At 67.7% G+C, this 25425-nt stretch carries 26 protein-coding genes and 1 pseudogene; 15 read left to right on the top strand and 12 right to left on the bottom strand.

The window, feature by feature from the left end:
• The first annotated feature begins 1 nt into the window (after nt 1).
• A complete protein-coding gene (locus QZM35_RS09695; RefSeq protein WP_043190875.1) occupies nt 2-325 on the top strand; it encodes an RnfH family protein in 324 nt (107 codons plus the stop codon).
• 61 nt (nt 326-386) lie between these two features.
• Here the strand turns inward: QZM35_RS09695 and QZM35_RS09700 are convergent, their stop codons facing one another.
• The 3 genes from QZM35_RS09700 to QZM35_RS09710 form a co-directional block, all read right to left on the bottom strand.
• Complete coding sequence (locus QZM35_RS09700) at nt 387-1370, bottom strand: DMT family transporter (protein ID WP_089425942.1); 984 nt, start codon at nt 1368-1370, stop codon at nt 387-389.
• Nucleotides 1371-1506: 136 nt separating this feature from the next.
• Nucleotides 1507-2193, bottom strand: coding sequence for a glutamine cyclotransferase (locus QZM35_RS09705; RefSeq protein WP_089425941.1), 687 nt, complete (start codon nt 2191-2193; stop codon nt 1507-1509).
• Nucleotides 2194-2225: 32 nt separating this feature from the next.
• Nucleotides 2226-3446, bottom strand: coding sequence for a helix-turn-helix domain-containing protein (locus QZM35_RS09710; protein ID WP_089425676.1), 1221 nt, complete (start codon nt 3444-3446; stop codon nt 2226-2228).
• 114 nt (nt 3447-3560) lie between these two features.
• Between QZM35_RS09710 and QZM35_RS09715 the strand changes: the two genes are divergently transcribed.
• The 5 genes from QZM35_RS09715 to guaA all read left to right on the top strand — a co-directional run bounded on the left by QZM35_RS09715 (nt 3561) and on the right by guaA (nt 9256).
• On the top strand, nt 3561-4325 hold the full coding sequence (locus QZM35_RS09715; protein ID WP_089425675.1) for a DUF899 domain-containing protein: 765 nt from the start codon (nt 3561-3563) through the stop codon (nt 4323-4325).
• 28 nt (nt 4326-4353) lie between these two features.
• Nucleotides 4354-5148: a DUF2182 domain-containing protein gene (locus QZM35_RS09720; protein WP_089425940.1), complete on the top strand. Its 795-nt coding sequence runs from the start codon at nt 4354-4356 to the stop codon at nt 5146-5148.
• Nucleotides 5149-5426: 278 nt separating this feature from the next.
• A complete protein-coding gene (gene guaB, locus QZM35_RS09725) occupies nt 5427-6887 on the top strand; it encodes an IMP dehydrogenase (RefSeq protein ID WP_011352433.1) in 1461 nt (486 codons plus the stop codon).
• A gap of 6 nt (nt 6888-6893) precedes the next feature.
• The gene (locus QZM35_RS09730) at nt 6894-7520 is read left to right on the top strand and encodes a hypothetical protein (protein WP_089425674.1); all 627 of its coding nucleotides are present in this window, start codon (nt 6894-6896) and stop codon (nt 7518-7520) included.
• Between the two features lie 116 nt (nt 7521-7636).
• Nucleotides 7637-9256, top strand: coding sequence for a glutamine-hydrolyzing GMP synthase (gene guaA, locus QZM35_RS09735; RefSeq protein ID WP_089425673.1), 1620 nt, complete (start codon nt 7637-7639; stop codon nt 9254-9256).
• A 131-nt stretch (nt 9257-9387) separates the two neighbouring features.
• Here guaA and QZM35_RS09740 read toward each other — a convergent pair whose 3' ends face one another.
• The 9 genes and pseudogenes from QZM35_RS09740 to QZM35_RS09780 form a co-directional block, all read right to left on the bottom strand.
• On the bottom strand, nt 9388-10005 hold the full coding sequence (locus tag QZM35_RS09740; RefSeq protein WP_089425672.1) for a PolC-type DNA polymerase III: 618 nt from the start codon (nt 10003-10005) through the stop codon (nt 9388-9390).
• Between the two features lie 255 nt (nt 10006-10260).
• Entirely contained in the window at nt 10261-10725 is a 465-nt protein-coding gene (locus QZM35_RS09745; RefSeq protein ID WP_089425671.1) for an acetyltransferase, read from the bottom strand.
• A gap of 116 nt (nt 10726-10841) precedes the next feature.
• Nucleotides 10842-11333, bottom strand: coding sequence for an NUDIX hydrolase (locus QZM35_RS09750; protein ID WP_089425670.1), 492 nt, complete (start codon nt 11331-11333; stop codon nt 10842-10844).
• Nucleotides 11334-11383: 50 nt separating this feature from the next.
• Entirely contained in the window at nt 11384-12268 is an 885-nt protein-coding gene (locus QZM35_RS09755; protein WP_089425669.1) for an NAD(P)-dependent oxidoreductase, read from the bottom strand.
• A 97-nt stretch (nt 12269-12365) separates the two neighbouring features.
• Nucleotides 12366-12653 carry a DUF971 domain-containing protein gene (locus QZM35_RS09760; RefSeq protein ID WP_089425668.1) on the bottom strand — a complete coding sequence of 96 codons (288 nt, stop codon included), beginning with the start codon at nt 12651-12653 and terminating at the stop codon, nt 12366-12368.
• On the bottom strand, nt 12650-13645 hold the full coding sequence (locus tag QZM35_RS09765; protein WP_089425667.1) for a HEAT repeat domain-containing protein: 996 nt from the start codon (nt 13643-13645) through the stop codon (nt 12650-12652). The genes QZM35_RS09760 and QZM35_RS09765 overlap by 4 nt, the downstream gene beginning before the upstream one ends.
• A 31-nt stretch (nt 13646-13676) precedes the next feature.
• Nucleotides 13677-13922: a ferredoxin family protein gene (locus QZM35_RS09770; RefSeq protein WP_039342800.1), complete on the bottom strand. Its 246-nt coding sequence runs from the start codon at nt 13920-13922 to the stop codon at nt 13677-13679.
• A 10-nt stretch (nt 13923-13932) separates the two neighbouring features.
• Nucleotides 13933-15672 (bottom strand): annotated as a pseudogene (locus QZM35_RS09775) (fumarate reductase/succinate dehydrogenase flavoprotein subunit).
• Nucleotides 15669-16439, bottom strand: coding sequence for a GntR family transcriptional regulator (locus tag QZM35_RS09780; protein WP_089425665.1), 771 nt, complete (start codon nt 16437-16439; stop codon nt 15669-15671). Before QZM35_RS09780 ends, QZM35_RS09775 begins: the two are co-directional and overlap by 4 nt.
• Before the next feature lie 324 nt (nt 16440-16763).
• Here QZM35_RS09780 and QZM35_RS09785 point away from each other — a divergent pair, with 324 nt between their 5' ends.
• From QZM35_RS09785 to uraD, 9 genes are all read left to right on the top strand, one after another.
• Nucleotides 16764-17984 carry an MFS transporter gene (locus tag QZM35_RS09785; RefSeq protein WP_089425664.1) on the top strand — a complete coding sequence of 407 codons (1221 nt, stop codon included), beginning with the start codon at nt 16764-16766 and terminating at the stop codon, nt 17982-17984.
• A 282-nt stretch (nt 17985-18266) separates the two neighbouring features.
• Nucleotides 18267-18668 carry a DnaJ family domain-containing protein gene (locus QZM35_RS09790; RefSeq protein ID WP_006478536.1) on the top strand — a complete coding sequence of 134 codons (402 nt, stop codon included), beginning with the start codon at nt 18267-18269 and terminating at the stop codon, nt 18666-18668.
• Entirely contained in the window at nt 18665-19261 is a 597-nt protein-coding gene (gene tadA / locus QZM35_RS09795; protein ID WP_089425663.1) for a tRNA adenosine(34) deaminase TadA, read from the top strand. The genes QZM35_RS09790 and tadA overlap by 4 nt, the downstream gene beginning before the upstream one ends.
• A gap of 111 nt (nt 19262-19372) precedes the next feature.
• Entirely contained in the window at nt 19373-20311 is a 939-nt protein-coding gene (ldcA, locus tag QZM35_RS09800; protein ID WP_039342808.1) for a muramoyltetrapeptide carboxypeptidase, read from the top strand.
• A 316-nt stretch (nt 20312-20627) separates the two neighbouring features.
• On the top strand, nt 20628-21332 hold the full coding sequence (locus tag QZM35_RS09805; protein WP_089425662.1) for a GntR family transcriptional regulator: 705 nt from the start codon (nt 20628-20630) through the stop codon (nt 21330-21332).
• A gap of 150 nt (nt 21333-21482) precedes the next feature.
• Nucleotides 21483-22967 (top strand): NCS1 family nucleobase:cation symporter-1, encoded by a 1485-nt coding sequence (locus QZM35_RS09810; RefSeq protein ID WP_089431219.1) that lies wholly within the window; start codon nt 21483-21485, stop codon nt 22965-22967.
• 10 nt (nt 22968-22977) lie between these two features.
• A complete protein-coding gene (locus QZM35_RS09815; protein WP_089425660.1) occupies nt 22978-23769 on the top strand; it encodes an aspartate/glutamate racemase family protein in 792 nt (263 codons plus the stop codon).
• A 148-nt stretch (nt 23770-23917) separates the two neighbouring features.
• Nucleotides 23918-24871 carry an allantoinase PuuE gene (gene puuE / locus QZM35_RS09820; RefSeq protein ID WP_027787128.1) on the top strand — a complete coding sequence of 318 codons (954 nt, stop codon included), beginning with the start codon at nt 23918-23920 and terminating at the stop codon, nt 24869-24871.
• The gene (gene uraD / locus QZM35_RS09825) at nt 24868-25389 is read left to right on the top strand and encodes a 2-oxo-4-hydroxy-4-carboxy-5-ureidoimidazoline decarboxylase (RefSeq protein WP_089425659.1); all 522 of its coding nucleotides are present in this window, start codon (nt 24868-24870) and stop codon (nt 25387-25389) included. Before puuE ends, uraD begins: the two co-directional genes overlap by 4 nt.
• Nucleotides 25390-25425 lie beyond the last annotated feature (36 nt).

A 25425-nucleotide genomic window follows, 5' to 3' on the forward strand; every position in this document is an offset into this window, starting at 1 on the left:
GATGCTGTCGATCGAAGTCTGCTACGCGCTGCCGGATCGCCAGACGCTGATTCCGCTGTCACTGCCCGAAGGGGCGACCGTTCGTTCGGCGATCGATGCGAGCGGCGTGCTCGCGCTGCACCCGGAAATCGATCTCGCGAACGCGAAGACGGGCGTGTACGGCAAGCTTGCGCCGCTCGACGCACCGCTCGCCGACCACGACCGCGTCGAGATCTACCGCCCGTTGATCGTCGATCCGAAGCTCGCGCGCCAGCGGCGCGTCGACAAGTCGCGCCGCGCCGGCTCCATCGAGGGCCGCAAGTGGATGCACAAGGACGCGCGCTGACGCGCCTTTCTGCGGCTTTCGTCCCGATCGTCTGATTTCGTCTGATCGAACGGTGTAGCGCTCAGTGGGCCGCGGCGTTTGCATTTGCCGGCGCGCTTCCCGACGTATCGCCGCCGGCGGGCGTGTCGCCGTGCTGCCGCACCGATCCGTAGACGCCCGCGAGCAGCAGCACCAGCGCGGCGATCTCGAGTGCATGCGGCATCCGCTGGTCGTAGACGAACGCGTAAAGCATCGCGAACACGGTTTCGAACACGATCAGCTGACCCGACAGCGTGAGCGGCAGCCGCTTCGACGCGGCATTCCACAGCCCGTTGCCGAGCCACGATGCGCCGATCGCGAGCACGAGGTTCAGCAGCCAGAACAGCTGCCAGCGCGACGCCGGGACGGCTGCCTGCACGGTGCCGGCCGGCAGCGCGACGATCGCGATCCAGACGAGCCCGCCGATCAGGCCCGTCACGACACCCCACAGCACCGACCACTCGTTGCCGCTGAAATGATGATGGCGCTGCAGATAGCGTGCGTTTGCGACCGCATACCAGGTCCAGCTCGCGAGCGCGCCGGCCGCGCAGGCGATGCCCGCGAGCTTCTGGCCGAGCGTCGTCGCATGCGCGGCCTCGGAGGTGAACAGGTCGACGTTGATGCAGACGATGCCCGCGATCACCAGCGCGAGCGGGGCCGCGAGCCGCCGCAGCGGCACGGCGCCGTGGTCGCCGAGGCCCGCGAGCGTGACCGTGACGGGCAGCACGCCGACGATCAGCGAACTGGGCGCGATGCCGATCAGGTGCACGGCGCCGGACAGCAGCATGTAGTACGCGACGTTGCCGACGACGGCGAGCCTGACCAGCGCGACGAGATCCTCGCGGGTCAGCCGCGCGAGCAGCGAGCGTGCGGCCGGCAGTGCGGCCGCCAGCGACACGAGGCCGTACATCGCGTAGCGGCCGGCGCTCAGCAGCAGCGGCGAGAAGTCGGTCAGCAGCCGAGGAACGAGAAACACCATGCCCCACAGGGCACCTGCCAAAACACCATAAACCACACCGCGTCGCATCGACCGCTCCGAACACATGACTGACGAGCGCGCATCGTAGCGACGCGGCTGCCACGTCGTCTTGTTCATTCCTGCACTCGGCGCAGGGCGGCGCGCAGGCGTGCAGCGCCCGGGAGCGATCACGGCAGGCTGCGGATCATTCGTCAGCCGAATCGGGCGGTGCGCCCGCGTTGTGGCCCGACGCCCCGGCCCGCGCGGGCCGACGTACGGCGCGCAACGTGCCGCTGTTGCCGCCGCCGCAGTAGAAGCGGTCGTGGCCGTCGGATTCGAGCCCCGATACGCCGACGCCGGCCGGCATGTCGATCTGCTCGAGCACCTGGCCGGTGCGCGGATCGATGTGCCGCAGGTCGGCCTGGTCGGCTTCCCAGGTGCCGTGCCACAGCTCGCCGTCGACCCACGTCACGCCGGTGACGAAGCGGTTCGATTCGATCGTGCGCAGCACGGCGCCCGTTTGCGGGTCCACCTGATGAATCTTGCGTTCGCGGTACTGGCCGACCCACAGCGCGCCTTCCGCCCAGGCCAGCCCGGAATCGCCGCCTTTGCCGGGAGCGGGGATCGTCGCGAGCACGCGGCCCGATTCGGGATCGATCTTCTCGATGCGGTCCTCGACGATCTGGTACAGGTGGCGGCCGTCGAACGCCGTGCCCGCATGCGCGGCGACGTCGAGCGAGCGGACGGTCGTGCCGCGTTCCGGGTCGAGCGCATTCAGCTTGTCGCCGGACGCGTACCACACGTACTGCCCGTCGTACGTGACGCCGTGTACGCCGTCGACGCCCGGAAACGGGCCGTATTCGCGAAGGATGTCTGCTCGGGAGCGTTTCATGTTCGTCACCTGGGTCGTTCGGTGAGGTCATCCTAATCGCCCGGGAGCGGGGCGGGGAGTAACAAGGTCGTCGCGAAACCGGGCAATGGCGGCGTCATCCAGCGGCGCGCGCGGCCACGGCCCAGCGCCTGGACCTTGTCGGCTTCGGCGAGCGCGTCGAGCGCACGCTGCACGGTGCGCTGGCTCGCGCCGAGGGCCAGCGCCAGCGCGGAGCTCGACCACGCTTCGCCATCGGCGAGGAGCGCGAGCACGGCTGCGTGGCGATCGTCGACCGGGCGCGCCAGCACGACGGTCTCGCGTACGCCGAGCGGTTCGAGCGCGAAGCCGCGCGGCGTGGCGACGACGTTCGCGAGCGGCCGCAGCACCGCGCGCAGCCGGCCGATCTCGACGCGCAGGCGTGCGCGATGCGATTCGTCCGCGTGTTTCGCGCGGAACGCGACGGCGACGAGCGCGTTGCGCGACACGTCGGCCGGCCAGGCCTCGCCGAGCGCGCGGGCAAGCACGAACAGCACGGGCCGCCGCGCAAGCGACACGGTCGTGCGCGCGTCGCGCACCGTGTGGCGGCACGCATCGACGACGAGCGCGTTCGACGCGAATAGCGTCTCGACTTCGTCGAGTTGCACGAGCCGCGATGTACCGCGTGTGATAAGGCGCGTGGCCGGGGCGTCGAGCACGCGCGCCGCGGTCTCGACCTCGGCCGTCAGCGCGGCGATGCCGGCGTCGCGGGCGGCTGCGCGCGCCCGGGCAAGCGCCGCGCGGGCCACGTGCGTGCGGATGCGGCGCATCGCGATGCCGGCCGCGATCAGCTCATGGGCGGCGCGCGATGCAGCCGGCAGCGGCGCGGGATCGAGATTCGCGAGCATCCGCTCGGCATCGTCGAGCTGGCCGATCAGCAGCAGCCGGCGCACGCCGAGATAGCGCGCATGCGCGGCGTTCGCGCGGTCGCCGTGCGCGTCGAGCGTCGCGCACGCGGCATCGAGCGCGCGCGTCGGCCAGCGCAGGTCGCGCGACGCGAGCGCGATCTCTGCTTCCGCGACGACGCAGCGCGCACGCGCCACGGCCTCCTTCGCGCCGAACGCACGAGCGGCGCCGCGCACGAGTGCGCGAGCGCGTTCGAAATCGCCGAGCTGCGCCATCGCGATTCCGCGCAGCGCGAGCGCCGGCGCATCGTCGCGCAGCGCGACGCGGTTCAGCGCGCCGAGCGCGTCACCGGCCGCGAGCGCGCGCGCGGCCGCCGTGATCAGCGAATCCATCCGAATCCCGACACACTTGTCACTCCCTCCGGTCCGATGCCCGCCACTAATCTAGCACCACGCACACGGCACCGGACGCCGTGCCCGGATACCCATCGGAAGGAGGAACCCGCCATGACGACTCATCTCACCGGAACCCGCGACGAATGGCTGGCCGAACGCCGCGCGCTGCTCGACGCGGAAAAGGCGCTGACACGGCAAAACGACGAACTCGCGCGGCGGCGCCAGGCACTGCCCTGGGTGCGCGTCGACAAGACCTACCGGTTCGACACCGAGGACGGGCAGGCAACGCTCGACGACCTGTTTCGCGGCCGTTCGCAACTGCTCGTCTATCACTTCATGTTCGGCCCCGACTACAAGGCCGGCTGCCCGTCATGTTCGTCGATCGCCGACGGTTTCGACGGCTTCGCCGTGCATCTGGCGAACCACGACGTGACGCTCGCCGCCGTGTCGCGCGCGCCGCTCGCAAAGCTGCTCGCGTACCGCCAGCGGATGGGTTGGCACTTCCCGTGGGCGTCGTCGGTCGGCAGCGATTTCAACTTCGACTTCAACGTGTCGTTCACCGAAACGCAGCAGCGCGCGGGCGACGTCGAGTACAACTACGCGCGGGCCGGTCACGCGATGGACATGGATCCGCCGCCGCCACCCGTCGTGGCGTTCGCGGCGACCTGCGGGACCGACGCGGTCACGTATTCGCTCGACCGGCCGGGGATGAGCGCATTCGTGCGCGAGGACGGCGCGGTTTATCACACGTATTCCACCTATGCGCGCGGCCTCGACGGGCTGTGGGGGATGTACCAGTGGCTCGATCGCGCGCCGCGCGGGCGCAACGAGACCGGCCCGTGGTGGCGCCGTCATGACGAGTACGCACGCGGCTGAGCGCGCCGGCGACGGGCGGGGGCGGGCGATGACGCGGCCTGCGGCCGGCGTTGCGGGCCCCGATCCGCGAGCCTTCGCGGTGGCGCTCGCGGCCGTGTTCGCCGTTGCCGTTGTTGCGATCGTGACGCAGCACGCGTCGATGGCCGCGATGGGCGGCGCACCCGTGTCCGGCGGCGCGGCATGGCAGCGGCCGTGCGGATGGGGCGCTGGCCGCACGTTCGCGGCGTTCGCCGGCATGTGGGGCGCGATGACGGTGACGATGATGCTGCCCGTGCTGGCTCCGGTGCTGTGGCGATACCGGCAGAGCGTTGGTCCGTTGGCGGCGGTGCGTTCGACCTGGCTCGTCGCCGTGGTGGGCGCCGGGTATTTCGCCGTGTGGATGGCAGTCGGCGCGCTCGTGTTTCCGGCCGGCGCTGCACTGACAAGCGCCGCTGCACGGCTGCCGGCGCTCGCTCGCGCCATGCCGTTCGTGGCCGGCACGGTCGTATTGGCCGCAGGCGTCCTGCAATTCTCCGGATGGAAGGCGCGCCGGCTGACGTGCTGCCGGCACGCGGCGACCGGCGCGCATCCGCCGCACGCGGAGGCCGGTGCGGCATGGCGGCACGGCGTGCGAGCCGCCACGCGATGCGGGGCGTGTTGCGGGAACCTGATGGCGGTCGCGCTGGCGGCCGGCATGATGGATCTGCGCGTGATGGCGGTCGTGACGGTTGCGATCGCCGCCGAGCGCCTGGCGCCGGCCGGCGGGCGGGTTGCGCGGATCGTCGGCTGCGTCGTGGTCGGCGGCGGCATGGTGATGATCGTCCGCGCGACCGGGCTGCCGTGAGGCCGGACGATGGGATCCGTTCGGCCCGTTGCCGGGCCGGGCTTCATCGCCGCCGCGGCCGCCGCGTGGCCCGTCCGCAACAGGCGGATGGGCCGTTTCGCGGCCGGCTGCGCGAATGGCTCGATGCGGAGGTGAAACGAAAGGCGATCGAAAACGAACCGAACGGCGATCCGAACGATTCGGCCCCCGAACGGCCGAAACCGGCTAAGCCGTTGTTCGTGTTGTGAAAATTCACGGCGCTTCGCGTATAATTCGCTTTTGCGCCCATAGGATTTGCCATGCGTCTGATCCAAAAAGCACTCACTTTCGATGACGTGCTCCTCGTTCCCGCCTTCTCCGACGTTCTCCCGCGCGACACCAGCCTCAAGACCAAGCTGACCCGCAACATCTCCCTGAACATGCCGCTCGTGTCCGCCGCGATGGACACGGTCACCGAAGGTCGCCTTGCGATCGCGATGGCTCAGCAGGGTGGCGTCGGTATCGTCCACAAGAACCTCACGCCGGCCGAACAGGCCCGCGAGGTCGCGAAGGTCAAGCGTTTCGAATCGGGCGTCGTCCGCGATCCGATCACGGTGCCGCCGCAAATGAAGGTGCGCGACGTGATCGCGCTGTCGCGCCAGCATGGCATCTCCGGCTTCCCGGTCGTCGAAGGCCCGCAGCTCGTCGGCATCGTCACGAACCGTGACCTGCGCTTCGAAACCCGCCTCGACGAGCCGGTCAAGTCGATCATGACGCCGCGCGAGCGCCTCGTCACGGTCAAGGAAGGCACGCCGCTCGCCGAAGCGAAGGCGCTGATGCACAGCCACCGCCTCGAGCGCGTGCTGGTCGTCAACGACGCGTTCGAACTGCGCGGCCTGATGACCGTCAAGGACATCACGAAGCAGACCGAGCACCCGGACGCGTGCAAGGACGAACACGGCAAGCTGCGCGCAGGCGCGGCGGTCGGCGTCGGTCCCGACAACGAAGAGCGTGTCGAGCTGCTGGTGCAGGCCGGCGTCGACGTGATCGTCGTCGATACCGCGCACGGCCACAGCAAGGGCGTGCTCGAGCGCGTTCGCTGGGTCAAGCAGAACTTCCCGCACGTCGAAGTGATCGGCGGCAACATCGCGACGGCCGCCGCCGCGAAGGCGCTCGTCGAATACGGCGCGGATGCGGTCAAGGTCGGTATCGGCCCGGGCTCGATCTGCACGACGCGGATCGTTGCCGGTGTCGGCGTGCCGCAGATCAGCGCGATCGCGAACGTCGCGGAAGCGCTGAAGGGCACGGGCGTGCCGTGCATCGCCGACGGCGGCGTGCGCTTCTCGGGCGACGTGTCGAAGGCCCTCGCGGCCGGCGCGAACGCGGTGATGATGGGCAGCATGTTCGCGGGCACCGAAGAGGCGCCGGGCGACGTGTTCCTGTACCAGGGCCGCCAGTACAAGTCGTATCGCGGCATGGGTTCGGTCGGTGCGATGAAGGACGGCGCGGCAGACCGCTACTTCCAGGACAACTCGGCGAACATCGACAAGCTCGTGCCGGAAGGCATCGAAGGCCGTGTCGCGTACAAGGGCTCGGTCAACGCGATCCTGTTCCAGCTGGTCGGCGGCGTGCGCGCGAGCATGGGCTACTGCGGCTGCAAGACGATCGACGAGCTGCACGACAAGGCTGAATTCGTCCAGATCACCGCGGCGGGCATGCGCGAGTCGCACGTGCACGACGTGCAGATCACGAAGGAAGCGCCGAACTACCACGTGGACTGATTGCCGATGAAACCGCTGCTGCGAGCCGTGCTGATCATCGATGCCGTCCTGCTGCTGGCGTTCGGCGTGCTGTTCGTGCTGACGCCCTGGCAGTCGCTCTTCAACGCGCTGCAGCTGGCGAACGTCCAGCCGGCGATGCTCGGCCAGGCGTTCGGCATCGCGTTGCTCGGGCTCGCGTGGCTCGCGTTTCATGCAGCGTTCAACGGGGATCTCACGGCGCCGGTCGCGCGTTCGGTCGGCCATGTGTATTGGCTGACCGGCGCGCTGACGATCGTCTGGTCGATCGGTACCGGCAGCGGTCCCGCGCTTGCGGCCGCCGGCCGCGTGCTGTCGGCCGTGGCCGGCGTCGCGCTGATCGTGCTCGGCCTCGGCGGCGTGCGACTCGCATCGGCCGTACGCCGGCGCGAAAAGGAGCAGGCGCTCGAGGCGCGGGAGCAGGCGCTCGAGGCGCGCGCGCCTGCGCAGCGTCCGGCCGAGCCGGCGATGGCGCCCGCGTCGTCACCTGCACCGCAGCGTGTCGAGCCCGTCGTCAGCCGCCCCGCAGCGTCCGCTGTCTCGTCGTCACCGGCCGCATCCGGCCCATCGTCGTCCGGCACCGTCGCACTCGACGAGCGCCCGCCGATGCAGGATTGACCGGCCATGCGTCGCGCGTGCCGCCTTCCGCCCGACGCCGCTGTCCATGCTATTGACGCAGCGCATGATGAAAATGATGCGCTGCTTTTCTTATTCTCTTCATCCCGTCCGCAGCCATGCACGACAAAATCCTGATTCTCGACTTCGGTTCGCAAGTCACCCAACTGATTGCGCGACGCGTGCGCGAAGCGCACGTCTACTGCGAAATCCATCCGAACGATGTGTCCGACGACTTCGTCCGCGAGTTCGCGCCGAAGGCGGTGATCCTGTCGGGCAGCCACGCGAGCACGTACGAAGACCATCAGCTGCGCGCGCCGCAGGCCGTGTGGGATCTCGGCGTGCCGGTGCTCGGCATCTGCTACGGCATGCAGACGATGGCCGTGCAGCTCGGCGGCAAGGTCGAGTGGAGCGATCATCGCGAATTCGGTTACGCGGAAATGCGCGCACACGGACACACGCGCCTGCTCGACGGCATCGAGGACTTCAAGACGGACGAAGGCCACGGGATGCTGAAGGTCTGGATGAGCCACGGCGACAAGGTTGCCGAGCTGCCGCCGGGCTTCGCGCTGATGGCGTCGACGCCGAGCTGCCCGATTGCCGGCATGGCCGACGAGGCGCGCGGCTACTACGCGGTGCAGTTCCATCCGGAAGTCACGCACACGGTGAAGGGCCGCCAGATCATCGAGCGCTTCGTGCTGCAGATCGCCGGTGCGAAGCCCGACTGGATCATGAGCAACCATATCGAGGAAGCCGTCGCGAAGATCCGCGAGCAGGTCGGTGACGAGGAAGTGATTCTCGGCCTGTCGGGCGGTGTCGATTCGAGCGTCGCCGCTGCGCTGATCCATCGCGCGATCGGCGACCAGCTGACCTGCGTGTTCGTCGACCACGGCCTGCTGCGCCTGAACGAAGGCAAGATGGTGCTCGACATGTTCGAGGGCCGCCTGCATGCGAAGGTCGTGCACGTCGACGCGTCCGAACAGTTCCTCGGCCACCTGGCCGGCGTGACCGATCCGGAGGCGAAGCGCAAGATCATCGGCCGCGAGTTCGTCGAGGTGTTCCAGGCCGAGGCGAAGAAATTGTCGAAGGCGAAGTGGCTCGCGCAGGGCACGATCTACCCGGACGTGGTCGAATCGGGCGGCACGAAGACGAAGAAGGCGACGACGATCAAGAGCCACCACAACGTCGGCGGCCTGCCGGAAACGCTCGGCTTGAAGCTGCTCGAGCCGCTGCGCGACCTGTTCAAGGACGAAGTGCGCGAGCTGGGCGTCGCGCTCGGCCTGCCGCCGGAGATGGTGTACCGCCATCCGTTCCCGGGCCCGGGCCTCGGCGTGCGGATTCTCGGCGAAGTGAAGCGCGAGTTCGCGGACCTGCTGCGCCGCGCGGACGCGATCTTCATCGAGGAACTGCGCAACACGACCGCGACCGCGCAGGATGCGGCCGCCGGCCTGTGCGGCGAAGCCGATGTCGGCAAGAGCTGGTACGACCTGACGAGCCAGGCGTTCGCGGTGTTCCTGCCGGTGAAGTCGGTGGGCGTGATGGGCGATGGCCGCACGTACGACTACGTGACGTCGCTGCGCGCGGTGCAGACGACCGACTTCATGACCGCGCACTGGGCGCACCTGCCGTACGCGCTGCTCGGCCGCGCGTCGAACCGGATCATCAACGAGGTGCGCGGGATCAACCGTGTGGTGTACGACATCTCGGGCAAGCCGCCGGCGACGATCGAGTGGGAGTGAGTACTGGTTGCTGAATCGGCGTTCGGAAGCGGACGGCCGATTCGGTTTGCATGCTGCCCGGGCTCAGGCCCGGACTAGAAACGGCTTGGCGATTGCCAAGCCGTTTTACGTTGACGCGCTGCGTGCCTGCATCACACGTGTGCGCCCACGAGCGAACGCAGGTACGTCGGCACTTTCGCCTTGGCCGTGGCCTGCACACGTGTCATGAGCGCGTGATCGATACGATTCAGTCCGTACGTCCGCGCAATGTCGTGTTGCAGCCGGCACCACAGGTGCCCGGCCATCTCGGCATCGACCATCGCCCGGTGCGCACGGCCCGATTTCGGCAACCGCAGCATATCCACCAGGCTCGACAGGCGGTGACTCTGGGCATCCGGGTAGATACGTCGCGCCACGAGCATCGTGCACGCAAACGCATGCTCGGCCGACACGCCAAGCAGCCCGAGTTCCGACTGCCAGAACCGTTTGTCGAAACCGGCGTTGTGAGCGACGACAGCATGCTTGCCGACGAACGCCGCGGCTTCCTTCATGACGGTCGACGCCGGCGGCGCCGCTGCGATCATCTCGTTCGTGATGCCGGTCAGCGCGACGACATCGGACGGTATGCGTCTGCCTGCATTCATCAGGCTCTGGAAACGGTCGACGACTTCCCCGTCCCGGAGCAGGATGACGGCGATTTCGGTCGCTCGATCGCCCATATTCGGCGAAAGTCCGGTTGTTTCGAAGTCCAGTACCGCAACGGTTTGCATGGTCGAATCCTGTGGCTTCACGCGGTGTCGTTAGAGTGGCCGAGAGGTTAGCATCTCCCGGCCCGTGACAGGCTCGTTCAGTCCGGGAAACGATCATCCGTGCAAGGGTCGAGCGCGTGGTACCGGTGCGTCGTGCATGACGCGTCACGTGGCCGCATGCGGCATGCGTGGAGCGGACCTGGTATCAGGTCGCCGCGTTCGCGTGCTCGGAGCGCATGACGCGGAGGGCGGCGCGCTATCCCGCGCCGGTCACGGTTATGCGGGCTGCGGCGACGACGACGGTTTCGCGCGATAGCGCAGGTGAATCAGCGGATAGGCGCGCCCCTGCCCATCGAGCGCCGATCGCCCGGTGCGCTCGAAGCCGAGCCGTTCATAGAAGCCTGCCGCCGCTTCGTTCTGTTCGTTGACGTCGGTCGACAGGTCGGGGTGACGCTTGAGCGCGTCTTCCACCAGCAGGCGCCCGACACCCGCGCCGTGGTGAGCGGGATCGACGAACAGTGCTTCCATGTGACTACCGTCGAGCAACATGAAGCCGATCGCCCGGTCGGTATCGTCGACGGCGAGATCGAGCGGTGCACCGGGCAGGAACGCGACGACTTCGGATTCGATCGCGCGTCGGTCGTCGTTGCTGAGGAAATGGTGCGTGGCGTCGACCGCGTTGCGCCAGATATCCAGCACGCGTGTGCCGTCGGCCGGGGTGGACTTGCGAATTCTGAGCATGGTTTGGCCCATCTTTGATTTGTAATTGGAGGTTCGTCGGCGCGTAGCCGGCACTGTCATGGTCCCGCTAGGGTCGCTCGCAAGCGCTGCGAGAAAGACAGCGGTGCTTCACGCATTCAAGTATTGGCAGGACGCTGCACGTGACCAAGTGCCGCCGCACGCTCGATCGCGCGTCGCGCGACATCACGAACACCCGCGCTCATCGGCAAGTCATCGCGGTCGAGTTCGGCGAGATCGAACCAGCGCGCGTCGAGCGCGTCGTCGCCGGCGGCAGGCGTGCCGCGCAACCATCGGCACAGCACCGCGACCATCACGAAATGCTGACGCACGTCGCCGCCGGCATCGTAATCGAACGCATCCAGCGCGGTAAAGGCGTCGAGTGCTTCGACGTCGACGGTGGTTTCTTCCGCGATCTCGCGCACGACCGCGTTCGCTATCGATTCCCCCGCTTCGATCTTGCCGCCGGGAAAGCCCCAACAGCCCGCATCGGGCGGATTGGCGCGACGCACCAGCAGCACGTCGCGCTCCCGCAGGACGATGCCGATCACGGCGGGAACCGGGCGGACGGAAGCGGGGACGCTGGTCGGGGAGCGGGGTGAGTCGGACATGGGGTGCTACGCGCAGGTGCGTTCGAGTGTATGGGGCGGCCGGTGAAGATTCATTGCGCGTGGTCGGTGCGCTGCTCGATCGCGCGGATCACGGCGACCATGTCGTCCGTACCATGTCCCGCTCGCTCGGTCTCGCCGTAGAGCGCATGGCAGATGTCGAGCAGCGGCGACGCGATGCCGATGCCGCGCGCGGATTCGGCGACGAGGCGCGCATTCTTCAGCACGTCGGTGATCGCGGCCTGCACCGAGAAATCGGCCGCGACGAGTTTGCCGAGCTTCACGCGCGACACGTCGCTCGCCATCGGGCCGGCGTTCAGCACGTCGGCGAAGCGGGCGAGATCGATGCCGTGGCGTTGCGCGAAATGCGTGGCTTCGGTCAGGCCGGTGACCATCGTGATCAGGAACAGGTTCACGGCGAGCTTCATCGTCAGCGCCGACGGCACGTCGCCGCACACGAAGCTGTCGCGGCACAGCGGCTTCACGAGCGCACGGACGGCGTCGACGTCGTCCGGTGCGCCGGCGAGCATCACGACGAGTTGACCGGCTTCGGCCGGCTTGCGTGACCCCGACACGGGCGCTTCGACATAACGGCCCGACGCGGCGGCGATGTCGTCGGCCAGTGCGCGCGAATATTCGGGTGCGTTCGTGCCCATGTTCACGATGGTGTGGCCGCCGACACGGGCGCCGAAACCGGGCGTGCCGCGCGCGAGGACACCGTCGATCGCCGCGTCGTTCGCGAGCATCAGGATCACGGTGCGGCAGGTCGCGAACACGTCGTCTACATGCTCGGCCACGCGCGCTCCGGCGTCGCGCAGCGCATCGTCGCTGCCGTGCGACCGGCTCCATACGACGAGCGGCGTGCCGGCCCGCGCAAGATTGAGCGCCATCGGCGTGCCCATCACGCCGAGGCCGATGAATCCGACTGCGGTTTGCATGTTCTGGCTCCCACGGTGGGTGGAGACGATCGTGGGCGTCAGTATCGCAGCGTTTCCGCACGCCTGCTATTTCGTCCGCGCAGCCGCGGGCGCTACGTCACGGCCGCGCGGTCATGCCCGCCAGATACGGCCACGGATAGATGCCGCGCGCATGACCGTCGCCGAACACCACGCGGATGCCGTAGCCGGCCGTTTCCAGGCTGTCCAGCGTCAGGTCGGGCCGCGCATCGACACGACCGCCGTCGATCCGGATCCTTCGGCATTCCGCACACGGGCAATCGCCGCGCAACCGTGCGTAGCTGACGCGTTGCGTGTGACCGTCCGGCCAGCGGAGTGTCAACGTGCGCGCCGGATGATCGAGCACGATTTCGGTTGGGGAGATCATCGCGACGCCTCGTCGATCTGCCGGATCGCGATCCGCACGGCCTTGCGGACTTCCGGATCGTGATCCTCCAGTGCGTGGGTCAGTGCGGGCAACGTCGCGCGGTCCCGCAATTCACCGAGCGCAAGCGCGGCTTCCTTGCGCAGGTTGCTGATCGCGTGCGAGAGCAGGGCGACGACGGCCGGTGCCGCGGCCGCATCGCGCAGTTGCCCGAGCGCACGCGCGGCACGCAGGCGCACCTGCCAGTAGTCGTCGTCGAGCGCGGCGACGAGCGGTTCGCGCGCGGTCGCAATGCGCAGCTTGCCGAGCGTCGTGGCCGCTTCCTCGCGCACCTGCCATTCGCGGTCGCGCAACGCGGCAAACAGGGCGTGGATGACCGTCGCATCGTCGGGCGTCGCGAACCCGAGCGCGCCAACGGCAATACGTCGCACGTCCGCTGCGGCATCGGTTGTCGCGGTGCGCGCGAGCGGCGGCAGCGCACGCGGATCCTTGAGCCAGCCGAGCACCGCCACGGCTTCGGCGCGCACCTCGGTGTGTTCGGCATCGAGCGCGTGCAGCGCGGGCGCGAACGCGCCGGGGTCACGCAACTCGCGCAATCCGCGCAGCACGGCACGGCGCACGAACGGCTCGGGCCGGTCGGCCCATCGGCACAGTACGGCGCCGGATGTAGCGTCCTTCAGTTCGGACAGGCTCTGCGCGGCGGCGTCGCGCACGTCGGCGTCCGGATCGAGCAATGCGCCGCACAGCGCGTCGACGACGTCGGGCTGCTCCCACGCGCCGAGCACGCGGGCGGCTTCGCCGCGCACGTCGGCCGACGGATCGTCGCTCAGCGCGGCGATGAACACGGGCACGAACCCGGGGTCCTCGAGGTCGGCGAGTTCGAACAGTGCGACGCGACGCACGGCGGCATCGGGCGCGGCGAGGCGGGCGACGAGTGCGGCTTCGTCGGGGGCGTCTGCGCGCGGCAATACGGGAGCGAAGGAGGGGGTGGTCATCGGCGACTCAAATGAGCGTTGAGGGACACGGTCAGCGCAGCAGGTAAGGGATGTCGACCTTGACCGCGCCGGTCGGGCAGTCGCGTTCGCACGGCATGCAGTACCAGCATTCGTCGAACTGCATATAGGCCTTGCCCTTGGTCACGTCGATCGCGAGCAGGTCGAGCGGGCATACGTCGACGCAGACGGTGCAGCCCTTGTCGGCGATGCAGAGGTTCTCGTCGATCGTCACGGGTGCGCTGCTGCGCTGGAAGATGTCGTGCGGGGTATGGGGCATGGCAGGTTCCTCAAAGAGCGGCCGCGAGCGCGGCCGGCTCGCGGATGCGCAGATTCGTGTAGGCGCCGCGCTCGTCGTCGGCAAGCGGCACGACGTATGGTTCGACCGGACGCTTCTCGCTGTGCATCGCGCCCGCGGCGTCCTTGCGCAGCCAGGTGTGGCAGAACCATTCGGCGTCGTTGCGATGCGGATAGTCGACGCGGTGGTGGTACAACCCCCAGCGGCTCTCGGTGCGGAACAGCGACGCGCGCGCGGCCATTTCCGCGCAGTCGCGGATCGCGCGCACCTCGGCGGCGCGCATCAGTTCGTGCGGATGGTTCGCTTTTATCTATTCGATATCCTCAGCAATTTCATCAAAGCGTTGCAGCCCGATTTCCATCTTGCGTGTCACCTTCGGCGGTTGCAGATAGTCGTTCACCATGCGGCGCAGCTTGTATTCGACCTGCGCCGGCGCCAGGCCGCGCTCGCGCAGCAGCGGCGCAAGCACACGGGTGCGTTCGGCGGCGACCTGTTCGTCGTCCACCGGCGCATGCTCGCGGCCGGCCACGTAGTCGGCTGCGTTCTGCCCGGCAAACCAGCCGTACGTGAATGCGCCGAGCATGTAGTTGTGCGGGACGGCCGCCATGTCGCCGGCCGTGTAGAGCCCGGGCACGGTCGTCTCCGCGCGGGCGTTCACGTACACGCCGGATGCGCTGTGCCCGCTGCAGAAACCGATCTCGGAGATGTGCATCTCGACCATCTGGCTGCGGTAATCGGTGCCGCGCCCGGCATGAAAGCGGCCGCGGCTCGGCCGCTCGTTCGTGTGCAGGATCTGCTCGATGGTCTGGATCGTTTCTTCCGCGAGATGGTCGAGCTTCAGGAACACGGGGCCGTTGCCGCTTTGCAGTTCCTGGTAGAACTCCCACATCATCTGGCCGCTCCAGTAATCGCATTCGATGAAGCGTTCGCCCTTGCCGTTCGCGGTGAAGCCGCCGAGCGGGCCGGTGACGTACGCGCACGCGGGGCCGTTGTAGTCCTTGATCAGCGGATTGATCTGGAAGCATTCGAGATTCGCGAGCGCGGCACCGGCGTGATACGCCATCGCGTAGCCGTCGCCCGCGTTGGTCGGATTCTCGTAGGTGCCCATCAGGTAGCCCGAGGCCGGCAGGCCGAGGCGACCGGCCGCGCCGCAGCAGAGAATCACGGCCTTCGCGCGGATCACGTGGAACTCGGCGGTGCGGCAGTCGAAGCCGAGTACGCCGCTCGCGCGGCCCTGCGCGTCGGTCAGCACGCGCGTTGCGACGATCCGGTTCGTGATCGCAATGCGCGCGCGCTTCAGTTGCCGGTACAGCACCTTCTTGATGTCATGTCCTTCCGGCATCGGCAGCACGTACGAGCCCATGTGATGGACCTTCTTCACCGCGTAGTCGCCGGTGCCGTCCTTCTCGAACTTCACGCCCCAGCGGTCGAGCTGCTCGATCGTTTCGAAGCTGTGCGTCGCATACGCATACACGGCTTCCTGGTCGACGATGCCGTCGTTGGCGATCGTGATCTCGCGCGTGTACTGCTCGGGCGTCGCATGCCCGGGGATCACCGCGTTGTTCAGGCCGTCCATTCCCATCGAGATCGCGCCGCTGCGCTTCACGTTGGCCTTTTCGAGCAACAGCACGCGCAGGGACGGGTCGCGCTCCTTCGCCTTGATCGCCGCCATCGGGCCGGCCGTGCCGCCGCCGACCACGACGATGTCGTATTCGAGCACATGGGTAGTCATCGCTGTTTCCTTGCAGGTTGGCGCGGTTTCTGCCGGTCGATGCGCAGCCGGTACTGGAAGGCGTCGCCGCGGAAGTAGAGGTATTCGAAGTCGATCGGTGCGCCCGACGCGTCATGCGTGAGGCGCTCGATGCGCAGCACGGGGCTGCTTTCCTCGACGTGCAGCGCATCGACGATCTCGTCGTCGGCGAGGATCGCGTCGATCGATACGTCGGCATGGCCGAGCGGGATGCCGCAGTCGTTTTCCAGGACCAGGAAAATGTCGCGGGTCGCGAGATCGGCGCCCGCGAGGCGCTTGCCGAGTGCTTCGGGCACCCAGGTCTGTTCGAGCGACACGGGCTCGCGATTGAGCAGCCGCACGCGATGGATCTCGACGAGCGGCGCGCCCTCGGGCACGTTCAGCTTCGTCGCGAGATGGCGGTCGGCCTTGATGGTGCGGAAGCTGCGCACCTGGTTGACGATCTCGTAGCCCATCGACGACATCGCCTCGGCGAAGCCCTGCAGCGACGTCACGTTCTGGAATGCCTTCGGCTTCGACACGAAGGTGCCCTTGCCGTGCAGCTTGAACAGCAGTCCTTCCTTTTGCAGATCGCCGAGCGCCTGGCGCACCGTGATGCGGCTGACGTCGAACATCGCGCAGAGTTCGTGCTCGGAAGGCATCCGGCTGTGCGGCGCATAGGTGCCGTCGAGAATGCGTGCGCGCAGCGTGTCCTTGATCTGCACGTAGAGCGGGGCCGCCGACAGCGGCACGACGTTGGGGGAGGTCATCGGTCAACTTGTTATGACAAGATTGCTCGAGTGTAGTCAGCCGGGTCGCGCGGCCCAACCAACTATTTCTGATTTCGACTTTCCGATTCTGGAAAAGCGCGGCGGCAAGGGGCAGGCCGAACGGACCATTCGGCATGTAGCGTCGGCTCGCTCCGCCCGTTGCGGGCCGAGCGGATCGGCCGACAATGAAAAAATTCGTCGGCGTGTGTGCCGCACATGTCGATTTCCCGATGCGTCGCCCGTCGTATCCATGTCGACCGGGCATTGCGCGAAGCAGGTGGCACCCGGTTCCCGAGGATCGCCATCACGACAAGGAGGCACCCCATGCCGGATTCCCGATACCGCTGGGTCATCGTCGCCGCGGGCGGCCTGATGGGCTGCATCGCGATCGGCGCGATGTTTTCGCTGCCGGTGTTCCTGCGCGCGATCGCGCGCGACACGGGCTGGTCGATGACCGGCATTTCCGGCGCGATGACGCTCGGCTTCATCGCGATGGCCTTCGCGAGCATGGCATGGGGCAGCCTGTCGGACCGCATCGGCACGCGCCCGGTCGTCATCACGGGCGCCGTCCTGTTGTCGGCAAGCCTGGCGCTGGCGAGCCGCGCGCCGTCGCTGCTCGCGTTCCAGCTCACGTTCGGCCTCGCCGTCGGCGGCGCGACGGCTGCGATATTCGCGCCGATGATGGCGTGCGTAACCGGCTGGTTCGACACGCACCGCAGCCTCGCGGTGTCGCTCGTGTCGGCCGGCATGGGGATGGCGCCGATGACGATGGCCCCGCTGGCCGCGTGGCTCGTGTCGGTGCGCGACTGGCGCACGTCGATGCTGCTGATGGCGACGCTGGCGGCCGTCGTGATGATTCCGGTGTCGCTGCTGGTGCGCCGGGCGCCCGCGCTCGACGGCGCGCAGGCGGCTCCAGCGGTGCCGGCGCCCGCCGGCGGGCCTGCGGCGATGTCGGTCGCGGACGCGCTGCGTTCGCCGCAGTTCATCGTGCTGCTGCTGACCAACTTCTTCTGCTGCGCGACACATTCGGGCCCGATCTTCCATACGGTCAGCTACGCGGTGACGTGCGGGATCCCGCTGATCGTCGCGGTGTCGATCTACAGCGTCGAAGGGCTCGCCGGCATGGGCGGCCGGATCGCGTTCGGGATCCTGGGCGACCGTATCGGCGCGAAGCGCATGCTGGTAGCCGGGCTGCTTGCGCAGGCGCTGGGTGCGCTCGGGTACTACTTCGTGCGCACGCTCGACGGGTTCTACGCGGTCGCGGTCGTGTTCGGCTTCATCTACGCGGGCGTGATGCCGCTGTATTCGGTGCTGGCGCGCGAGAACTTCCCGCTGCGGATGATGGGCACCGTGATCGGCGGCTGCGCGATGGCCGGCAGTCTGGGGATGGCAGCGGGGCCCGTCGCCGGCGGCTTGATCGTCGATACGCTCGGCAGCTACGGCTGGCTGTATCTCGGCTCGTTTGCGATCGGTCTCGGCGCATTCCTGATCGCGATGATGTTCCGCCCCTTCGCGAATGCGCGGCCGGAAGCGGCGGCTGCCTGAACCAGGAAAATTGGAAGCAGGGCCGTGTCCGTTTTTCTGGGGCGGCGCGGTTCGGTTCGCATCGTCGCAAATAAAAACAGGGCCTGGCACCGGTCGCATTTGCCGGTGTCCAGATGGTCCGCAGCCCGCTGCAGCGCAGCAGAGCGGCAAATGAGACCGATCGGCGCGCATGCCCTGCGATTCGGCCCCTAAAAAACACAATATCGAGCATATATTCGAAGGGCCTGTCATACCCGCGTCACCCTGCTAGAATTCGGCCTGCCGCATTGTTCCGATTGACTGATGAGATTGCTTGACGCCCTGGTCGAACAACGTATTGCCGCCGCCGCCGCGCGGGGCGAGTTCGACGATTTGCCGGGTACCGGCGCGCCACAGGCGCTGGATGACGACCTGCTCGTGCCCGAGGAGGTGCGGGTGGCCAACCGTATCCTGAAGAATGCGGGCTTCGTGCCGCCGGCCGTCGAGCAATTGCGCGCGCTGCGCAACCTGCATGACGAAGTGCAGGCGGTCAGCGACCGCGCCGCGCGCTGCCGGCTGCAGGCGAAGATCCTCGCACTCGACATGGCGCTCGAATCGCTGCGCGGCGGCCCGATGGTGATGCCGCGCGACTACTGCCGGCGCATCGCCGAGCGCCTGTGCGAGCGCGGGCTCGACGAAGCGTCCGCCGAAGCGGGGCCGATGTGACGTCCGACGCGCTGCACGACGCAGCCCGGTCGGCAGCCGCCCCGGCGGCCGAACCCGCCGCCGATTCCCCCGTTCCCGAAGCCGCGCCCGTATCGGCACGCGACCTGCATTACATGCGTCTTGCGCAGGCTGCCGCCGAAGAGGCGCGCGCGGCCGGCGAAGTGCCGGTTGGCGCGGTGCTCGTGCGTGGCGACGAAGTGATCGCACGCGGCTTCAACCATCCGATCGGCGGGCACGACCCGTCGGCCCATGCGGAAATGGCCGCGCTGCGCATGGCCGCGCAGCATCTGCAGAATTACCGGATGCCCGGCTGCGAGTTGTACGTCACGCTCGAGCCGTGCCTGATGTGCGCGGGCGCGATCATGCATGCGCGCATCGCACGGGTCGTCTACGGTGCCGCCGATCCGAAGACGGGCGCGTGCGGCAGCGTGATCGACGCATTCGCGAATCCGCAACTGAACCACCATACCGAAGTGACCGGCGGCGTGCTCGCCGACGAGTGCGGCGCCGCGCTGAAGTCGTTCTTTGCCGACCGCCGTCGCGCGCTGCGCGAAGCACGGCTCGCCCGCGACGCCGACTCCGGCGCGTCATAGGCGCGCCCGCCGCGCCCGCCGCTCGACGCGAGCCGGGCAGGCACGGTTCCGTGAACCGGAGACGGTTCGGACCCTCTAAGCAGGTTTGACGACCCGACACCTCTCTTTGCCATGTCCTTCCAGCCCGCCGCGTCCTACACCATCCGCCTGCTTGCGCCGTCCGGCTATCCGCACGATCCGGACGCGATCAATCGCGCGCTCGAGCGCCTCAGCACCGCGCAGCACCGCATCGAGAACATCGAAGCGACGCAGCGGCGCTTCCAGCGGTTCGGCGGTACCGACGGCGAACGGGCAGGCGACCTGAACCGTCTTGCCGATCCCGAGCGGCCGCTGCCGGACATCGCGCTCGCGGTGCGCGGCGGCTATGGCGCCGCGCGCATCCTGCACGGGCTCGACTATCGCGGGCTCGAGCGCCGGCTGCGTGACCAGCCGGTCGCGCTCGTCGGCCACAGCGACTTCACGGCGCTCCAGCTCGCGCTGTACGCGAAGGCGCGCATCAAGACGTTCGGCGGCCCGATGCTGTCCGCCGATTTCGGCGCGGAAACGCCGAGCGACTTCACGATGCAGCACTTCTGGCAGACACTGACGCAGCCGAGCACGACGATCATCGCCGAAGCGCCGCAGGTGCAGAGCGTGAACGTGACGGGCACGCTGTGGGGCGGCAACCTCGCGATCCTCACGTCGCTCGTCGGCACGCCGTACATGCCCGACATCGAAGGCGGCATCCTGTTCATCGAGGACGTCAACGAGCAGCCGTTCCGGATCGAACGGATGATCTATCAACTGCATCTGTCGGGGCTGCTCGCGCGCCAGCAGGCGCTCGTGCTCGGCCAGTTCACCGGTGCGCGGCCGTTCGAGTACGACAACGGCTACGACATGCAGGCGATGATCGACCAGGTGCGCGCGGTGATCGGGATTCCGGTCGTGACGGGGCTTCAGTTCGGCCACGTGCCCGACCTGCTGACGTTGCCGTTCGGCGCACAGGCGCAACTGGTCGCGAATGCGCACGGTTTCCGGCTCACTTTGTCGGACTATCCGCACCTCGGTTGAGGCGGGCGCAGTCGGTCGAAAGGCGGGGGCGGTTCATTCCCCGCCTTTTTCTTTATGTAAGCGCGCAACTAACGGTCAAGTATTTTCGTCGACATCTGCAAGCTCGCCGCCGGATCCTGCACCAGTTTTGTCAACAAAATGGCGGGGAGGGTATACGACGAAAAGCACGTCTGTCATACGTCTTGGCCTTGTCATGCATGGATTTGACGCATCATGCACCGAACGAGGTCGCGTCGATGCACGCCGATTGTGCGCAATGCTAGAAAAGAATTGTTGACAATCTTTATGTCCACCCTAGGATGAGGATCATCACACGATGCCGATCATGAACGAGCCCGAATCCCACCCGTCCGGTGCAGCCAGTCCCGAAGCGATCGCCGAGCGGATCCGCACGGCGATCCTCGAGCATCGGCTCGCGCCGGGCGCGAAGCTGACGGAGGCGCAGCTCTGCGACGTGTTCAACGTGAAGCGCGGGGCGATCCGCCAGGCGCTCGCGCAGCTCGCGACCGACAAGCTGGTCGATCTCGAGCCGAACCGCGGCGCGTTCGTCGCGAGCCCGACGCTGCAGGACGTGCACGAAGTGTTCGAGATGCGCCGGATCATCGAGCTCGCCGTGGTCGAGCGGCTCGCGACCGGGCCCGGCGCGAAGCGGCTGAAGGGCGTCGCCTCGCTGATCGAGAAGGAACGCAAGGCGTTCCAGCGGCAGGACTTCGCGGCCTGGATCCGCCTGTCGGGCGAATTCCATACGGCGCTCGCCACGCTGATGGGCAATGCGACGCTCAGCGCGTGCCTCGAAGGGCTCGTCGCACGCTCGACGCTGATGTCGGCGCTGTACGAGTCGCACGGGCGCAGCCCGTGCTCGTGCGACGACCACGACGAGATCCTCGGTGCGCTGGAGGCCGGCGATCCGAAGCGGGCGGTGACGCTGATGGCGCACCACCTGCAGCATGTCGAACTGAAGATGCTGGACCGGCCCGCACAAGGGCAGGTCGATTTGCGCGAAGTGTTCGGCGGCGCCTGAGCGGCGACGCGAACCCGGCCGCGCGCCACAAGAACGAGCGAAATGCAGGCCCGCGGCGTGTGCCGCGGGCCGCTGGTCCGACTCCGGGCGTCGATCCGGAGCGATATCGATGACGGTGGAGCGGCCTTTCGGCCGCGTCAAGGAGAAGTCATGGCTCAGTTCAGTGTGGCGCACGACAGCGCCTATCCGGCGGACGAAGGCGGCGAGGGCGGCGACCCGACACTGCCGAATGGTTACAGCGAACGTTTGTACAACGAAGATTTGGCACCCCTGAAAAATCAGACATGGGGCTCATACAACATCTTCGCGTTCTGGATGTCGGACGTGCACAGCGTCGGCGGCTACGTGTTCGCGGGCAGCCTGTTCGCGCTCGGGCTGACGAGCTGGCAGGTGCTGATCGCGCTGATCGTCGGGATCGGCTTCGTGAACCTGCTGTGCAACCTGATCGCGCGGCCGAGCCAGCAGATCGGCGTGCCGTACCCGGTCGCATGCCGTGCGACGTTTGGCGTGCTCGGCGCGAACGTGCCGGCCGTGATTCGCGGGCTGATCGCGATCGCGTGGTACGGGATCCAGACCTATCTCGCGTCTAGCGCGCTGGTGATCGTCGTGCTGAAATTCTTCCCGCAATGGCTGCCATACGCGGACGTGCATCGCCACGGCTTCCTCGGGCTGTCGGCAGTCGGCTGGGCCGGCTTCATGCTGCTGTGGGTGCTCCAGGCGTTGGTGTTCTGGAACGGGATGGAGACGATCAAGAAGTTCATCGACTTCGCGGGGCCGGCCGTCTACGTCGTGATGTTCATCCTCGCCGGCTACATGGTGTGGCGCGCGGGCTGGCGCAACATCGGCCTCAACCTCGGCGGCGTGAAGTACCACGGCGCGGAAGTGATTCCGGTGATGATCACGGCGGTGTCGCTGGTGGTGTCGTACTTCTCCGGGCCGATGCTGAACTTCGGCGATTTCTCGCGCTACTGCCGCTCGTTCGGCGAAGTGAGGCGCGGCAATTTCTGGGGGCTGCCGGTCAACTTCCTCGCGTTCTCGCTCGTCACGGTGATCACGACGGCCGCGACGCTGCCGGTGTTCGGCGAACTCATCACCGACCCCGTCGAGACGGTCGGGCGCATCGACCATCCGACCGCGGTGATCCTCGGTGCGCTGACCTTCACGATCGCGACGATCGGCATCAACATCGTCGCGAACTTCGTGTCACCTGCGTTCGACTTCTCGAACGTCGCGCCGCGCCTGATCAGCTGGCGCGCGGGCGGGATGCTCGCCGCCGTCGCGTCGATCTTCATCACGCCGTGGAACCTGTTCAACAACCCGGCCGTGATCCACTACACGCTCGACGTGCTCGGCGCGTTCATCGGCCCGCTGTACGGCGTGCTGATCGCCGACTTCTACCTCGTCAAGCGCGGCCGGCTCGTGCGCGACGACCTGTACACGATGTCGGAAAGCGGCACGTACTGGTACACGGGCGGCGTGAACCGTCGCGCGCTGGCCGCGCTGTTGCCGGCCGCGGTGATCGCGATCGTCTGCGTGATGGTGCCGGGCTGGCAGGGCGTCGCGAACTTCTCGTGGTTCATCGGCGCCGGGCTCGGCTTCGTGTTCTACCGGCTGCTCGTGAGCGCGAAGGCCTGAGGAGCATGCGATGAAGATCCGACTGATCAATCCGAATACGACCCAGCGGATGACCGACGCGATGGGCCGCTGCGCGCGTGAGGTCGCGGCCGCCGGCACGGAGATCGTCGCGGTGAGCCCGCCGATGGGGCCGCCGTCGATCGAAGGGTATTACGACGAGGCACTGGCGACGCCGGGGCTGCTCGCCGAGATCGTGCAGGGCGAGCGCGACGGCTGCGATGCGTACGTGATCGCGTGCTTCGGCGATCCGGGCCTGTACGCGGCGCGCGAGCTCGCGCGCGGGCCGGTGATCGGCATTGCCGAGGCCGCGATGCATGCGGCGAGCGTGCTCGCGCCGGGCTTCTCGGTCGTCACGACGCTCGCGCGCACCTGCGGGATGGCGTGGCATCTCGCCGAGCGCTACGGGATGAAACGGTTCTGCCGCAACGTGCGCGCGACCGACGTCGCTGTGCTCGAGCTCGACCGGCCGGGCTCGGCCGCGCGCCGGATCATTGTCGACGAGTGCCGGCGCGCGCTCGACGAGGACGGCGCCGACGCGATCGTGCTCGGTTGCGCGGGGATGGCCGAGTTCGCGCACGAGATCGAGCAGCAGATCGGCGCGCCGGTGGTCGAGGGCGTCACGGCGGCCGTCAAGTGGGCCGAGGCGCTCGTCGCGTTGCGCCTCGCGACCGCGAAGCGCGGCGACTACGCGCGCCCGCTGCCGAAGCGCTACGACGGCGCGTTCGCCCGCTTCAGCCCGCCGGACGGGGATCAGGCGGAACCGGTGCCGAATTTGCCGCAACCGCACATACACACCGTCTGACACGCACTATCTGCGCCGCTGTATGGGCGCGTATGGGCGTTTTCGCTAAACTGGGCCGTCATCGCATCGGCTTGCGCAGCCGGCCTCCGGCACCCGCGCAGTCGATGCGAACCCATTATTTCAGCGAGCTTTCGCCGCACATCGAACCATGTCACTCGATCCCAACTATCCTCGCGACCTGATCGGCTACGGCCGCCATCCCGTTCAGGCGAACTGGCCGGGGCGCGCCCGCGTCGCCGTGCAATTCGTGCTGAACTACGAGGAGGGCGGCGAGAACTGCGTGCTGCACGGCGATCCGGGCTCCGAGCAGTTCCTGTCGGAAATCGTCGGCGCGGCCGCGTATCCCGACCGCCACATGAGCATGGAGTCGATCTACGAGTACGGTTCGCGGGCCGGCGTGTGGCGCATCCTGCGCGAATTCGAGAAGCGCGGGATGCCGCTGACGGTATTCGGCGTCGGCATGGCGATCGAACGCCATCCGGAGCTCGCGCGCGCCTTCGTCGAGCTGGGCCATGAAATCGCGTGCCACGGCTGGCGCTGGATCCACTACCAGAGCATGACGCCGGAACTCGAGGCCGAACACATGCGCCTCGGGATGGAAGCGATCGAGCGCGTGACGGGCGAGCGCCCGCTCGGCTGGTACACCGGCCGCGACAGCCCCAATACGCACCGCCTGGTCGCGGAATACGGCGGCTTCCTGTACGACTCCGACAACTATGGCGACGACCTGCCGTTCTGGATGGACGTCGAAGTGTCGGGCGGCAAGACATCGCCGCAGCTGATCGTGCCGTACACGCTCGACACGAACGACATGCGCTTCGCGACGCCGCAGGGCTTCAACACCGGCGATCACTTCTTCGACTACCTGCGCGATGCATTCGACGTGCTGTACGCGGAAGGCGACGAAGCGCCGAAGATGCTGTCGATCGGCATGCACTGCCGGTTGCTCGGCCGGCCGGGCCGGTTCCGCGGGCTGCAGCGTTTCCTCGATCACATCGAGAAGCACGATCGCGTATGGGTGACGCGCCGTGTCGATATCGCGCGTCACTGGCGTGAACATCATCCGTATCAGCCCAATCATCGAAACGAAGGGAAAGCATGAAGGCGATGCGCTACACGTTGGAACAACTGAATACGATGGCGCCGAGCGCATTTGTCGCGGCACTGTCGGGGATCTTCGAACATTCGCCGTGGGTGGCCGAAGTCGCCGCGGGCGAGCGGCCGTTCGCGAGCATCGACGCGCTGCACAAGACGATGTCGGGTGCGGTGGAAACGAGCGGCGAAGTGCGCCAGCTCGCGCTGATCAACGCTCACCCGGAGCTGGCCGGCAAGGCTGCCGTGCGCGGCGAGCTGACCGCCGAGTCGACGCGCGAGCAGAGCGGCGCGGGCCTCGACCAGTGCACGCAGGAAGAGTTCGACAAGCTGCTGACGCTGAACCGCACGTATCGCGAGAAATTCGGCTTCCCGTTCATCCTCGCGGTGCGCGGCTATGACCGGCACGGCATCATCGCGAACTTCGAGTCGCGCGTGAATCACTCGCGCACCGAGGAACTGCGGGCGAGCCTCGACCAGATCTACCGGATCGCGCGCTTCCGCCTCGACGACCTGATCGACGCCTGACATCGCAATACGGCCTGCTGCGTCGCAGCGGCCTGA

It is taken from the genome of Burkholderia sp. AU45274 (genome assembly GCF_030482505.1).
In the GTDB taxonomy this organism is placed as follows: Bacteria; Pseudomonadota; Gammaproteobacteria; order Burkholderiales; family Burkholderiaceae; genus Burkholderia.